Genomic DNA, 12858 nt, shown 5'->3' with positions numbered 1-12858 from the left:
GCACCGCCCGGCCCCCTTGCGGCCCCAGTGCCCGGCGCCCGCACGCGGGAGAGTAGGGGCGCAACGAGAGATCGATCCCGGAGCGCAGAGTGGGATCACCGATCCGAAGGAGGGATCCGCTCATGACCCGTACCGTCGTCGTCGGCCTGGACGGCTCGCCCGCGAGCCGCGCCGCGGCCGACTGGGCCGCCCGCGAGGCCGAGCTCCGGCAGGCCGCACTGCGTGCCGTGCACGCGGGGGTTCACCCGTCCGGGGCCGACACGCCGTCGAGCGCCGACGCCGCACCGGCGGACCCGCTGGACGAGCTGCGGGAGTCGCTGCGGGAACGCCACCCGGACCTGACCGTCGTCACCGACCGGGTCCCGGAACGCCCCTCCGCCGCCCTGTCGGCCGCGGCCCGCGACGCCGAGATACTGGTCGTCGGACGGGAGCTGGGCGTCGCCGCGGGGCGCCTGCTGGGCTCGGTGGCACTGGACGTCGTCGCGCGGGCCGAATGCCCGGTCGTCCTGGTACGCGCCGACACCCCGGACCCCGCCGGAGGCCCGGACGCCGCCCACGGCGACGTCGTCGTCGCCCTGGACGTGCGGGCCCTCGACGACAGCGTGCTCGCCTTCGCGTTCGACGCGGCCCACCGGCGCGCCGCCGGGCTGCGGGTCCTCCACGGCTGGCGGGCACCCGCACGGGTCCCGGTCGGACCGGCCGGCGCCTCCGGTGCGACGGAGGAGGACGACGCCCCGGTCCGGCAGCGGCTCGCCGAGGCCCTGCGGCCCTGGCGTGAGAGGTACCCCGAGGTGGAGGTCGCCGAGGAGGCCGTCATCGGCCGCGCGGACACCCATCTGACCGATGTCTCCCGCGGCGCCTCGCTGGTCGTCATCGGACACCGGCGGGCGGGCCATCGCATCGGTGCGGTGACCCGCGCGGTGCTGCACGACGCGGTCCGGCCGGTGGCGGTGGTACCGCACGGCTGACGGACCCACACGGTCGCCCCAGGGGCGCCGGCGCCTCAGGCGTCGGCGCCCCTGCCCGTGATGGTGAGCCGTATGCCGCTGATCAGGTCGGGCCGGATGCGCACCGCGCTGTCCATCGAGTGCTGCACCCACGGGCGCAGCATGGCCTGGTAGCGGGCCAGCTCCTGCGGGTCGGTCACCAGATGGGCGTAGCCGGTGACCACCACGCTCCACCCGAGGTGGGTCACCGGGTCGATGGAGTCCGCCTCGTAGGCGACCACCACGCCCGGGCTCCCTGCCTGCCGGGTGTGCGAGGTCAGGGCCGCGCCCTCGTGGGTGCGGATGACGATGTCACCGCCGTCCAGGACGTGGTTGACGGGGCGGACGGTCGGCAGCGCGTGCCGGGTGAAGACGATCCTTCCCAGGGACACGCTGGCGAGCAGCCGCAGGGCCTCCGCGCTGCCCAGCTCGATGCTCTGGCGCGCGCCTGCCGGTGCTGGCCTGGTGTGGTCGATGGTCATGGCGGCTTTCCGTACGTGTGGGGCTGCGTCAATGCGGGCGTGGGCCCGCCGCCGTGCGGCCGGGTGGCCGCACGGCGGCGGGCCGTGACGGGGTGCTCGATCACATCATTCGAACCGGGGCGCGCGGCGCGGGGCTAGGGCCGTTCGGCCCTGACCGTCCGCGACGGGCGCGTCCGGCCCGGTCGGTCAGCGCGCCTCCGCGGAGCCGTAGTAGGCCGCCCGCATCAGCTCCTGCATGTCGTCCAGCATCGGCATCCGAGGGTTGGCCGGCGCGCACTGGTCCTCGTAGGCGTTCATGGCCTGCTGCGGCAGCGCCTCGACGAAGGCCCGCTCGTCGACGCCGAGCGCGCGGAACGATCCCTCGATGCCGACGGCCTCCCGCAGCCGCTCCACGGCGGTGGCCAGGGACTCCACGCCCTCCTGGGCGGTGGCGGCGGGCAGGCCCAGGGTGCGGGCGATGTCCTGGAAGCGCTCCGGGGCCCGGTAGTGCTCGTACTTGGGCCAGCCGGTGAGCTTCGTCGGCACCGTGCCGTTGTAACGGATGACGTGCGGCAGCAGCACCGCGTTGGTGCGGCCGTGGGCGATGTGGAAGGTCGCGCCGAGGGTGTGCGACATGGCGTGGACGATGCCGAGGAAGGCGTTGCCGAAGGCCATGCCCGCGATGGTGCCGGCGTTGTGCATCTTCTCCCGCGCCTGCGGGCTGTCCGCCCGGTCGTTCACCGCGGCCTCGAGGTTCTCGAAGATCAGCCGGATCGCGTGCAGCGCCAGCCCGTCGGTGAAGTCGTTCGCGTACACCGACACGTACGACTCGATGGCGTGGGTCAGGGCGTCGAAGCCGCTGTCGGCGGCCAGCACCGGGGGCAGGCCCGCCGTGAGCAGCGGGTCCACGATGGCCACGCTCGGGGTGAGGGCGTAGTCGGCCAGCGGGTACTTCTTGCCGGTCGCCGGGTCCGAGATGACCGCGAACGGGGTGACCTCCGCGCCCGTGCCCGAGGTGGTGGGGATGCACACCAGGCGGGCCAGCTCGCCCAGCACGGGGAAGCGGAAGGCGCGCTTGCGGATGTCGGAGAACTTCTGCCGCATGTCGGAGAAGTCCACGTCCCGGCCCGCTGCCTGCTCCTCGTACAGCAGCCACATCACCTTGGCCGCGTCCATCGGGGAACCGCCGCCGAGCGCGATGATCGTGTCGGGACGGAAGTCGCCCATCAGACGCGCCCCGTGGCGCACGGAGTCCATGCTCGGCTCGGGCTCCACGTTGTCGATGATCTGGAGCGTGACCGGCTCCGGCCGGCGCTGGAGCACCCGGCTGACGCGGTCCACCAGGCCCAGGCGGGTCATGGTCGCGTCGGTGACGATGGTGACGCGGTGCACGCCCGGCATGGACTGGAGGTAGCGGATGGACTGCGGCTCGAAGTAGATCTTCGGCGGGACCTTGAACCACTGGAGGTTGTTGTGCCGGGTGCCGACCCGCTTGACGTTCAGCAGCTGGGCGGCGGAGACGTTGTTCGACACCGAGGTGCTCCCCCAGGATCCGCAGCCCAGCGTCAGCGAGGGCAGCAGGCCGTTGTAGATGCCGCCGATCGCGCCCTGCGACGACGGCGCGTTGACGATGACGCGCACGGTCTTCATCCGCCGGCCGTACGCCTCCGCCAGCGCCGGGTCCCCGGTGTGGATCACCGCGGTGTGCCCCTGGCCGTGGAAGGCCACCATGTCGGCGGCCAGGTCGAAGCCCCGCTGCTCGTCCCCGGCGCGCAGCACGGTCAGGACCGGGCAGAGCTTCTCGCGGGTGAGCGGCTCGTCCGGGCCGACCCGCTCGGCCTCGACCAGGATGATCGAGGTGTTCTCGGGCACGGCGAACCCGGCGTGCTCGGCGATCCAGGCCGGGCTCTGGCCCACGGCAGCCGCGTTGACCTTGGGCTCGCAGCCGCCGCCGGCTGCCTTGCCGGTGGGAAAGAGGAACGCCTCCAGCTTCGCCTTCTCCTCGGCGGTCGCCAGGTGGGCGTGCAGGGTGCGGAACTCCGCGAGCGCCGCGTCGTAGATCTCGTCGTCCAGGATGACGGCCTGCTCCGAGGCGCAGATCATGCCATTGTCGAACGACTTCGACAGCACCAGGTCGTTGACCGCCCGTCGCACGTCCGCGCTGCGGTGCAGGTACGCGGGCACGTTGCCGGCGCCGACCCCGAGGGCCGGCTTGCCGGCCGAGTAGGCGGCCTTGACCATGGCGTTGCCGCCGGTGGCGAGGATCAGCGAGACGCCAGAGTGCCGCATGAGCTCGCCGGTGGCCTCCACCGACGGGGTCTCTATCCACTGCACGCAGTTCTCGGGCGCCCCGGCGGCGACGGCGGCGTCGCGCACGATGCGTGCCGCCTCGGCGCTGCACCGCTGGGCCGAGGGGTGGAAGGCGAAGACGACCGGGTTGCGGGTCTTCAGCGCCATCAGCGCCTTGAAGATCGTGGTGGAGGTCGGGTTGGTGACGGGTGTGATCGCGCACACGACCCCGACCGGCTCGGCGATCTCGACCATGTCCTCGATGTCGTCGCGGGCGATCACCCCGACGGTCCGCATCTTGCCCATGCTGTGCGTGACGTGCTCGCAGGCGAACATGTTCTTCGCGGCCTTGTCCTCGAACAGCCCGCGCCCGGTCTCCTCCACCGCCAGCCGGGCCAGCGCGGTGTGCCGGTCCAGCGCGGCGACCGAGGCCTTCTTGACGATGTGGTCGACCTGCTCCTGGGTCAGCGACTCGTAGTCGGCCAGCGCCTTCAGGGCGGCCGTGACCAACCGGTCCACGGTGACGGCGGTGTCGGACGGCGCGCCGGCTTCGGATGTCGTCTCGGTTCCGGCGTTCTGTCGGGTCATGAGGTGCGCCCTCCGGTGGGTCGGGGCCGCCGTGGATGGTCCGGCGGCTCAGGACGGGGGCGGCACCCGGGGTGCCGCTCCTTGGTTCCACTGTCGTCCGCGCGGGGCCCCCGGCGCAGTCGCCGTTGGTCCCTTCCTCAGCCCGTAGGGCCCTGGGTCAAGGGGGCCGGTTCGCGGTCGTCGACCTGGAACGTCAGGCCGTTCACCACCCCGACCACACCGTCCACCCGCCACGCCGAGAACAGCGCGTCGGGGATGTGGCTGCGCAGCTCCACCCGGCCCTCGAGGGTCACCATCCCGTCCCGGACCGACACCCGGACGGCCCCGGGCGGCAGGTGCGGGACGGCCCCGACGACCTCGGCCACCTGGCGGCGGATGTCCTCGTCGCTGCGCAGGAAGACCCGCAGCAGGTCCCGGCGGGTGGCGATGCCGATGAGCCGGTCCTCCTCGTCGACCACGGGCAGCCGTTCGACACCGTGCCGTTCCATCACCCGCGCCGCGTCCGGGACGCGCTGTTCGGGATGCACGGTGATCGCCGGCGTCGACATCAGGTCCGCGGCGGTGACGGCTCGCTCCGGGTCGCGGGCCCCCCGGGCCGCCTGCTCGCGCACGAGGTCGGTCCCGGAGATCACCCCCACGACCTTGTCGTCCTCGTCGACAACCGGCAGCCCGCTGATCCGGTGGTGGTCGAGCAGCCGGACCACTTCCTTGAACGGTGTCGTGGGCACGGTGTGGACGACGTCCCTGGTCATCACTTCACCGATGGTGCAGCTTGTCACGGCGGTTCCTCTCCTTCACCACTGCGGGCGGGGAGGGCCGGGGCCCTCCCCGCCCGTCACGGGCACGGGCGGCGATCAGGCCTCCGGGTGCCCCGGACCGCCGCGCCAGGGCGGCGGCGTCGCGGTCCGGCGGGCACTGTCCCGGCGGTGCGCGGCGCGTTCCGTGCGGGCGCGCAGCCGGTCCTGCAGCCGGTCGGCCGCCTCGTGGGCGCTGGCCTCCTCGGCGTGGACGACCACCAGTTCGCCGTCCACCTCGATCTCGGCCGCCGCCGACCAGGGCAGCTGCACGTGCGCCGGGGACCGGCTGATGCGGACCTCGCCCCGCACGGCCGGCAGGCCCGGACGGGCGAGCACGGCGCCGACCTTCTCCCGGAGGTAGGCGAGCGCCTCCGCGTCCACCTCTCCTTCGCTGCGCACGCGCAGGGTCTGCGCGACGTCGTGGGTACCCGTGTTGTTCGCAACCATGGGCTGCGCTCCTTCCGATCGTTCTCCGCAGGCTCCAGGCTCCGTCCCGCGGCGGGTCGGTTCCCAGGGCCGCACGGCCCCGCGAGCCGGGCCGTGCGGCCTCGCGGCCCGCGTCACCTGCTGTCGCTGCCGTCGGTGTCCGTCAGTGCCGCCCGCCCGGCCTCCAGGCGGGCCACCGGGACGCGGAACGGGGAGCAGGAGACGTAGTCCAGTCCGGCGGCGTGGAAGAAGTGGACGGACTCGGGGTCGCCCCCGTGCTCGCCGCACACGCCGATCTTCAGGTCGGGGCGGGCCGCCCGGCCCTCCGCGACGGCGATGCCGACCAGCCGGCCCACACCGGTCCGGTCCAGCGACTCGAACGGGGAGTCGGCGAACACCTGCCGGTCGAGGTAGGCGGGGAAGAACTCCGCCTCCACGTCGTCCCGGGAGAAACCCCACGTGGTCTGGGTGAGGTCGTTGGTGCCGAAGGAGAAGAACTCCGCCTCCCCGGCGATCCGTCCGGCCGTGAGCGCGGCCCGCGGCAGCTCGATCATCGTGCCCACCGGGCAGCGCACCGGCACCCCGGACTCCTCCGAGACCCGGGCCAGGACGCGCTCCACCTCCTCGCGCACCAGCCGCAGTTCGGCGACGTCGCCGACGAGCGGCACCATGATCTCCGGCCGTGGGTCACCGCCGGCCCGGACACGTTCCACCACGGCCTCGGCGACCGCCCGCACCTGCATGGCGACCAGCCCGGGGACCACCAGGGCCAGGCGCACGCCGCGCAGCCCCAGCATCGGGTTCTCCTCGTGCATGCGGCTCACGGCCGCCAGGAGTTCCGCGTCGCGCGAATCGGGCTCCTGCCCGAGGGCCTCGGCGACGGCCACGCGGACGGCGAGTTCGGTGCGGTTCGGCAGGAACTCGTGCAGCGGCGGGTCCAGCAGCCGGATGGTGACCGGCAGGCCGTCCATCGCCGCCAGGATGCCCACGAAGTCCTGCCGCTGGAGCGGCAGCAGCGCCTCCAGCGCCCGGCGGCGTCCCTCGTCGGTGCCGGCCAGGATCATGTCCTCCACGAGCTTGCGGCGGTCACCGAGGAACATGTGCTCGGTGCGGCACAGCCCGACGCCCTGCGCCCCGAAGCGGCGCGCCCGCGCGGCGTCCTCCGGCGTGTCCGCGTTGGCCCGCACCTCCAGCCGTCGTACGCCGTCCGCATGCCGCAGGGCCCGCTCCACCGCGCCGACGACCCCGTCCGACTCCTCGCCGGACTCCAGGTACCGCATCACCGGGGAGTCGGCCAGCGGCACCGCTCCCGCGTACACGGCGCCCGCGGAGCCGTCCACCGACAGGATCGCGCCCTCCTCCACCACGGTGCCGTCCGCCGTGGTGAACCGGCGCCGGGGGATGTCGACGGCCAGTTCCTCGGCACCGCACACGCAGACCTTGCCCATGCCGCGGGCGACGACCGCCGCGTGGCTGGTCTTGCCGCCGCGGCTGGTGAGCACCGCCTGCGCGGCGACCATGCCGGGCAGGTCGTCCGGGGTGGTCTCCTGGCGGACCAGGACCACCTTCTCGCCGGCCGCCGCGCGCCGTACCGCCTCGGCGGAGTCGAAGACGGCCGCCCCGACCGCGGCGCCCGGCGAGGCGGGCAGGCCGTGGGCGAGCGGCCGGCCGGTCGCCGAGGTGTCGAAGCGCGGGAACATCAGCCGGGCCAGACCGTCGCCCCCCACGCGCGCCAGCGCCTCGTCGGGGGTGATCAGTTCCTCGTCGACGAGCTCGGCGGCGATGGCGAACGCCGCCTCCGCGGTGCGCTTTCCCACCCGGGTCTGCAGCATCCACAGGGTGCCGCGCTCGATGGTGAACTCGATGTCGCACAGGTCCCGGTAGTGCCGCTCCAGGGTCCGCATGTGCCCCAGCAGCTGCCGGTAGGACCGCGGGTCCAGGCGCTCCAGCTCGGCCAGCGGCACCGTGTTGCGGATGCCCGCGACGACGTCCTCGCCCTGCGCGTTGGCGAGGTAGTCGCCGTACAGGCCGGGACGTCCGGTGGCCGGGTCGCGGGTGAAGGCGACACCGCTGCCGGAGGCGGGACCGAGGTTGCCGTAGACCATGCGCTGCACCGTGACGGCGGTGCCCAGGTCGTCCGGGATGTGCTCGCGCCGCCGGTACAGCCGGGCCCGCTCGCCGTTCCAGGACTCGAACACCGCGAGGATCGCCCGGCGCAGCTGCTCGGCCGGCAGCTGGGGGAAGTCCTCCCCCGTACGGCCGCGGATGATCGCCTTGTACGTCTCGACGAGGCCGGCGAGATCGCCGGCCTCGAGGTGGACGTCGTCCGGGACGCCGCGGGCCTCCTTGAGGTCGGCCATGGCCTGCTCGAACAACGCGGCGTCGACCCCCATGACCGTACTGCCGAACATCTGGACCAGACGCCGGTAGGAGTCCCACGCGAAGCGCTCACTGCCCGACGCCTTGGCCAGGCCCAGCACCGACTCGTCGTTCAGGCCGATGTCGAGGACGGTCTCCATCATGCCGGGCATGGAGAACCGCGCCCCGGACCGGACCGAGACCAGCAGCGGGTCGTCCGGCTGTCCCAGCCGCCGTCCGGCGGAGGTCTCCAGGGCCGACAGGTGCCGCGAGACCTCCCGCGACATGCCCTCCGGTTCCGCACCGGTGGCCAGGAAGGCCCGGCAGGCCTCCGTGGACACGATGAACCCCGGGGGGACGGGCAGGCCCAGCCGGGTCATCTCGGCGAGGTTCGCGCCCTTGCCGCCGAGGAGGTCGGCCAGGTCACGGCCGCCCTCCGTGAAGTCGTACACGTAACGCACCATGACACCGCGCTCCTCGGCTCGTCGATTCGGCCTCGTGGCTCCCCTCCAGCTTCCGCCGGACGGCGCCGCCCGGCAGGTGCCGGCCGGTCCGCACGGGTGGGCCGGTGGGCCCCACGGGTCCCGGGCCGGTGCCGCGACGGGCCCCGCTCGCGGGCGTGGCGGGCGGCCGGCCGGGGTGTCCGCGCCGTTCGCAGGGGCGAAACCGAACGGCCAGGGACGATCGGCCCTGGCCCTTTGGGCCGAGAAGGGGAAGGATCGGACCCTGGGGGCCGGTACCGGACACGAGCGGTACCGGCATCACACGGAACAGGAGTATTCGATGGTGGACGGCGAGCGGCCGGGGACGGACGGTCCGATCCGGGTCTTCCTGCTGGACGACCACGAGGTGGTCAGGCGCGGGGTGCGGGATCTGCTGGACGACGAGCCGGACATCTCGGTGGTCGGCGAGGCATCCACGGCGGAACAGGCCCTGGTGCGGGTTCCGGCACTGCGCCCGCAGGTCGCCGTGCTGGACGTGCGGCTGCCGGACGGCGACGGCGTCAGCGTGTGCCGCGAACTGCGCTCGCGGATGCCGGAGCTGACCTGCCTCATGCTGACCTCGTTCGACGACGAGGAGGCCCTGCTGGACTCGATCATGGCGGGCGCCTCCGGCTACGTGCTCAAGCAGATCCAGGGCTCGGACCTGGTCTCGGCGGTACGCACCGTGGCCCGGGGCCAGTCCCTGCTGGACCCGAGCGCCACCACGCGGCTGATGGCCCGGCTGCGCGGCGAGAAGGAGCAGGAGGAGCAGGCGCCGGACGCCCTGCCCGGTCTGACCGACCGCGAACGGGAGATCCTGGCCCTGATCGGCGAGGGCCTGACCAACCGGCAGATCGGCCAGCGGCTGTACCTGGCGGAGAAGACGGTGAAGAACCACATCTCCCGCCTGCTCGCCAAGCTCGGCGTGGAGCGCCGTGTGCAGGCCGCCGTGCTCGCCACCCAGCTCCAGGACCGCACCAAGCGCGAGGAGTAGCCCCGGGGCGCTCCGGGGCCGTGGCAACCGGTCCCGGAGCGCCCCCCGGGTGCCCCCCACCGGGCGTGATCCCGTATCGTCCCCCCTGTCCTGGCCGCTACCGTGGCACATGGGCCAATCGGCTTTCGGTACTCGCGGGACTGGAGGATCAGGGTGGGAAGCGCCGAGGGCGCACAGGATGCGCGCGTACGGCTGCCCCAGCTGCGGCTGGACGAGCTGCTCGAAGAGCTACAGGCTCGGCTCGACGCGGCCCGCGGCACCCGCGACCGGGTGCACAGCCTGCTCGAGGCGGTGCTCTCCGTCGGCCGCGAGCTGGACCTGGAGCAGGCCCTCTACAGCATCGTGGAGGCCGCGGCCGCGCTGGTGGACGCCGAGTACGGCGCCCTCGGCGTGATCGGCCCCGACGGCAAGCGCCTGTCCGCCTTCTACACGGTCGGGGTCACCGAGGAGGAGATCGCCCGGATCGGCAACTACCCGGAGGGCCACGGCATCCTGGGCGAGCTGATCAGCCATCCGGAGCCGCTGCGCCTGCCGAAGCTCTCCGAGCACCCCGCCTCCTACGGCTTCCCGCCCCACCACCCGCCGATGAACACCTTCCTCGGCGTCCCCATCCGGGTCCGCGACCAGGTCTTCGGCAACCTGTACCTGACCGAGAAGCGCGGCGGGGCGCAGTTCGACGAGGAGGACGAGTCGGTCCTGTCGACGCTGGCCGTGGCGGCCGGTGTCGCCATCGACAACGCCCGCCTCTACGAGGAGTCCCGGCTGCGCGAGCGCTGGCTGCGGGCCAGCGCCGAGATCACCCACATCCTGATGTCCGGCGGCGCCCGCGGCGAGGTCCTCGCCCTGATCGCCGAGCACGCGCTGGAGATCACCGGCGCCGCCCTCGCGGTCGTCGCGGTGCCGATGCAGGACACCGACTCGCTCACTGTCGAACTCGCCATCGGCCGGGAGGCGGAGGTGCACCGGGGGCTGGTGCTGCCCATCGGCGACAGCCTCATCGGCCATGCGTTCGCCGAGGTCGCCCCCGTCACCAGCGCCGACGTCAGCCGTGACGAGCGCGTCTCGGCGGGTCCGCCGCGCTTCGCGGGTCTCGGCCCGGCGGTGGCCGTCCCGATCGGATCCGGCGAGGACGTGCGCGGCGTCGTACTGCTGGTGCGGGAGGCCGGCCGGGCCACGTTCTCCGAGAAGGAGATCGAGCCGCTGCGGGGCTTCGCCGCGCAGGCCGCCGTCGCCATGGAGCTCGCCGACCGGCGCCGGGACGCCGAGCAGATCGCCGTTCTCGAGGACCGCGACCGGATCGCCCGTGACCTGCACGACCTGGCGATCCAGCGGTTGTTCGCCACCGGCATGACCCTCCAGAGCGCCGGGCGGTTCATCGAGCACCAGGGAGCGTCGGAACGCGTCCTGCGGGCGGTGGACGACCTCGACGAGACCATCAAGATCATCCGGTCGACCATCTTCGGCCTGCGTACCCGCGAGGACGACACGGCACCCGGGCTGCGCGCCCGCGCCGTCCGGGCGGTCGGCGAGGCCGCGCCGGTGCTGGGCTTCGCGCCCAGCGTGCGGATGGAGGGGCTGCTCGACACCCACGTCTCCAAGGAGACCGGCGACCACATCGTGGCCGTCCTGTCCGAGTCCCTGACCAATGTCGCGCGGCACGCCCGGGCCGACCGGGCGGAGGTGGTCCTCGAGACCGACGGCCGCGAGGTGCGCCTGACGGTCACCGACAACGGCGTGGGCATCCCGCCCGAGGGCCGCCGCAGCGGCCTGCGCAACATGGCGGAACGGGCCCGTCAACTGGGCGGCGACATGGAGATCACCAGCCCGGAGGGCGGCGGCACCCGCCTGCACTGGCACGCACCGCTCGACACGGCGTAGGCGCCCCGCGGGGCGGGGCGCAGGGGCACGGCCCGTGAGGGGTGTGCCGCACCGGGCCCCGCGGGAGGCGCCGGGCATCGCCGCGGGGCACGGCCGCCTCCTGGCCCTCGCCGCGCGCCGAGCGCCGGTACGGGCGATGCCGCCCCCTGCCGTGCCCCGGCGTCAGGCCGCATTGGGGAGCCACAGGTCGGGGCCGAAGACCTCGTAGCGGATGCGCTGGGGCGGGATGCCGCGGTTCAGCAGGCGGGCGCGCACCGCGCGCATGAACGGGACCGGCCCGCACAGGTAGACCATGGCGTCGGCCGGGACCGTCACCCCCTCGAGGTCCATCTGGCCGGTCCGCGCGTCCGGCTCGTCCGGCCCGGGACGCTCGTACCAGAACACGGTCTCCGACTGCGGCAGCCGCCCGGTCAGCTCTCGTGTCTCCCCGCGCAGCGCGTGCCCGGAGGGGGAGCTGTCGGCATGCAGGACCTGCACCGGCCGGGTGGAGCCGGTCGCGGCGAGCCGGGCCAGCATGCCGACCACGGGCGCGCAGCCGATGCCCGCGGAGACCAGCACCAAGGGCGTCTCGGCCTCGTCGAGCACCACGTCGCCGAAGGGCGCGGACAGGCACAGCTCGTCGCCGGTGTGAACGGCGTGGTGCAGCAGGTTCGACACCTCGCCGTCCGGGGCGCCGCCGAGGCCGGCGACCCGCTTGACGGTGATGCGGCGCACGTCGCCGCCCGGATCCGAGGACAGGCTGTACTGGCGCAGCTGCCGCACCCCGTCCGGCATGCGCAGCCGCACGGTGACGTACTGCCCCGCCCGCGCCGCCGGCGCCGGCCGCCCGTCGGCCGGGCGCAGCAGGAAGGACACCACGTCATGGGTCTCGTCGCGGCGCTCCGCGACGGACCACCGCCGCCACACCGCACCGGGCGACACCGCCGCCTCCCGGTAGAGGCGGGCCTCCTGGGCGATCAGGGCGCCGGCCATCAGCCAGTACACCTCGTCCCAGGCGGCGGCCACCTCCGGGGTGACGGTGTCGCCCAGCACCTCGGCGAGCGCGGCGAACAGGTACTTGTGGACGATCGCGTACTGGTCCTCCGTCACCCCGACGGCCGTGTGCTTGTGCGCGATCCGGGCCAGCAGCGCGTCCGGACGCACGTCCGGGTCGGCGAGCAGGGCGCTCGCGAAGCCCGCGATCGAGCCGGCCAGCGCCTGACGCTGGGCGCCGCTGGCCTGGTTGCCCCGGTTGAACATGCCGTCCAGCAGGTCCGGCCGGTCGCGGAACATCGCACCGTAGAACCGCGCGGTGATCTCGTCGAGGGCCCCCGCCACCGACGGCAGCGTGGCCGTCACGACGGCGGCGGATTCTGCGGACAGCATGGAGCCTCCCGAGGCGGGTCCAGCACGGGGAAAGCCGCCCGGGGCGGGGCGGCTCGCTCCTTTATAGGAGCGGGACCACGGCCTCCCCAGGGCCGGTTGGGGAGGGCGCCCAGGGCCGTTCGGCCCCACCCGTGGACGGGGCCCGTCGGTCCACCCGGCGGGCCAGGGACCGTCGGCCGCCCCGCGGCCGCCCCGCCCGGGCCCCTCGGTGTTCCGCCCGGGACCTGAGGCCCC

9 protein-coding genes are annotated in these 12858 nt (G+C 73.9%); 3 read left to right on the top strand and 6 right to left on the bottom strand.

The window, feature by feature from the left end; genetic code table 11:
• Positions 1-122: 122 nt before the first annotated feature.
• Positions 123-968: a universal stress protein gene (locus tag ACFYOV_RS27270; RefSeq protein WP_389091834.1), complete on the top strand. Its 846-nt coding sequence runs from the start codon at positions 123-125 to the stop codon at positions 966-968.
• Positions 969-1003: 35 nt separating this feature from the next.
• Here the strand turns inward: ACFYOV_RS27270 and ACFYOV_RS27265 are convergent, their stop codons facing one another.
• The 5 genes from ACFYOV_RS27265 to ppdK all read right to left on the bottom strand — a co-directional run bounded on the left by ACFYOV_RS27265 (position 1004) and on the right by ppdK (position 8369).
• Entirely contained in the window at positions 1004-1468 is a 465-nt protein-coding gene (locus ACFYOV_RS27265; protein WP_389091833.1) for a pyridoxamine 5'-phosphate oxidase family protein, read from the bottom strand.
• 186 nt (positions 1469-1654) lie between these two features.
• Positions 1655-4324, bottom strand: a complete 2670-nt coding sequence (gene adhE, locus ACFYOV_RS27260) for a bifunctional acetaldehyde-CoA/alcohol dehydrogenase (protein WP_389091830.1) — start codon at positions 4322-4324, stop codon at positions 1655-1657.
• A gap of 137 nt (positions 4325-4461) precedes the next feature.
• The gene (locus ACFYOV_RS27255) at positions 4462-5103 is read right to left on the bottom strand and encodes a CBS domain-containing protein (RefSeq protein WP_389091828.1); all 642 of its coding nucleotides are present in this window, start codon (positions 5101-5103) and stop codon (positions 4462-4464) included.
• Between the two features lie 75 nt (positions 5104-5178).
• Entirely contained in the window at positions 5179-5568 is a 390-nt protein-coding gene (locus ACFYOV_RS27250; protein WP_389091825.1) for a hypothetical protein, read from the bottom strand.
• A gap of 113 nt (positions 5569-5681) precedes the next feature.
• The gene (gene ppdK, locus ACFYOV_RS27245) at positions 5682-8369 is read right to left on the bottom strand and encodes a pyruvate, phosphate dikinase (protein WP_389091822.1); all 2688 of its coding nucleotides are present in this window, start codon (positions 8367-8369) and stop codon (positions 5682-5684) included.
• 319 nt (positions 8370-8688) lie between these two features.
• Between ppdK and ACFYOV_RS27240 the strand changes: the two genes are divergently transcribed.
• Entirely contained in the window at positions 8689-9381 is a 693-nt protein-coding gene (locus tag ACFYOV_RS27240; RefSeq protein WP_389091820.1) for a response regulator, read from the top strand.
• A gap of 153 nt (positions 9382-9534) precedes the next feature.
• Positions 9535-11259 carry a GAF domain-containing protein gene (locus tag ACFYOV_RS27235; RefSeq protein ID WP_389091818.1) on the top strand — a complete coding sequence of 575 codons (1725 nt, stop codon included), beginning with the start codon at positions 9535-9537 and terminating at the stop codon, positions 11257-11259.
• A gap of 162 nt (positions 11260-11421) precedes the next feature.
• Here the strand turns inward: ACFYOV_RS27235 and ACFYOV_RS27230 are convergent, their stop codons facing one another.
• Complete coding sequence (locus ACFYOV_RS27230; RefSeq protein WP_389091816.1) at positions 11422-12624, bottom strand: globin domain-containing protein; 1203 nt, start codon at positions 12622-12624, stop codon at positions 11422-11424.
• Positions 12625-12858: the final 234 nt, after the last annotated feature.

Origin of the sequence: Streptomyces sp. NPDC005931 (assembly GCF_042871235.1) — a bacterium.
Taxonomy (GTDB): domain Bacteria; phylum Actinomycetota; class Actinomycetes; order Streptomycetales; family Streptomycetaceae; genus Streptomyces.
Note: the sequence above shows the minus strand (reverse complement) of the source record. Positions and strands in the feature narration are given on the sequence as shown.

Bases quoted from the DNA above. Each gene is read 5' to 3' on its own strand.
- ACFYOV_RS27270 (WP_389091834.1), top strand. From the start codon at position 123: ATGACCCGTACCGTCGTCGTCGGCCTGGACGGCTCGCCCGCGAGCCGC.
- ACFYOV_RS27265 (WP_389091833.1), bottom strand. From the start codon at position 1,468: ATGACCATCGACCACACCAGGCCAGCACCGGCAGGCGCGCGCCAGAGC.
- adhE (WP_389091830.1), bottom strand. From the start codon at position 4,324: ATGACCCGACAGAACGCCGGAACCGAGACGACATCCGAAGCCGGCGCG.
- ACFYOV_RS27250 (WP_389091825.1), bottom strand. From the start codon at position 5,568: ATGGTTGCGAACAACACGGGTACCCACGACGTCGCGCAGACCCTGCGC.
- ppdK (WP_389091822.1), bottom strand. From the start codon at position 8,369: ATGGTGCGTTACGTGTACGACTTCACGGAGGGCGGCCGTGACCTGGCC.
- ACFYOV_RS27240 (WP_389091820.1), top strand. From the start codon at position 8,689: ATGGTGGACGGCGAGCGGCCGGGGACGGACGGTCCGATCCGGGTCTTC.
- ACFYOV_RS27230 (WP_389091816.1), bottom strand. From the start codon at position 12,624: ATGCTGTCCGCAGAATCCGCCGCCGTCGTGACGGCCACGCTGCCGTCG.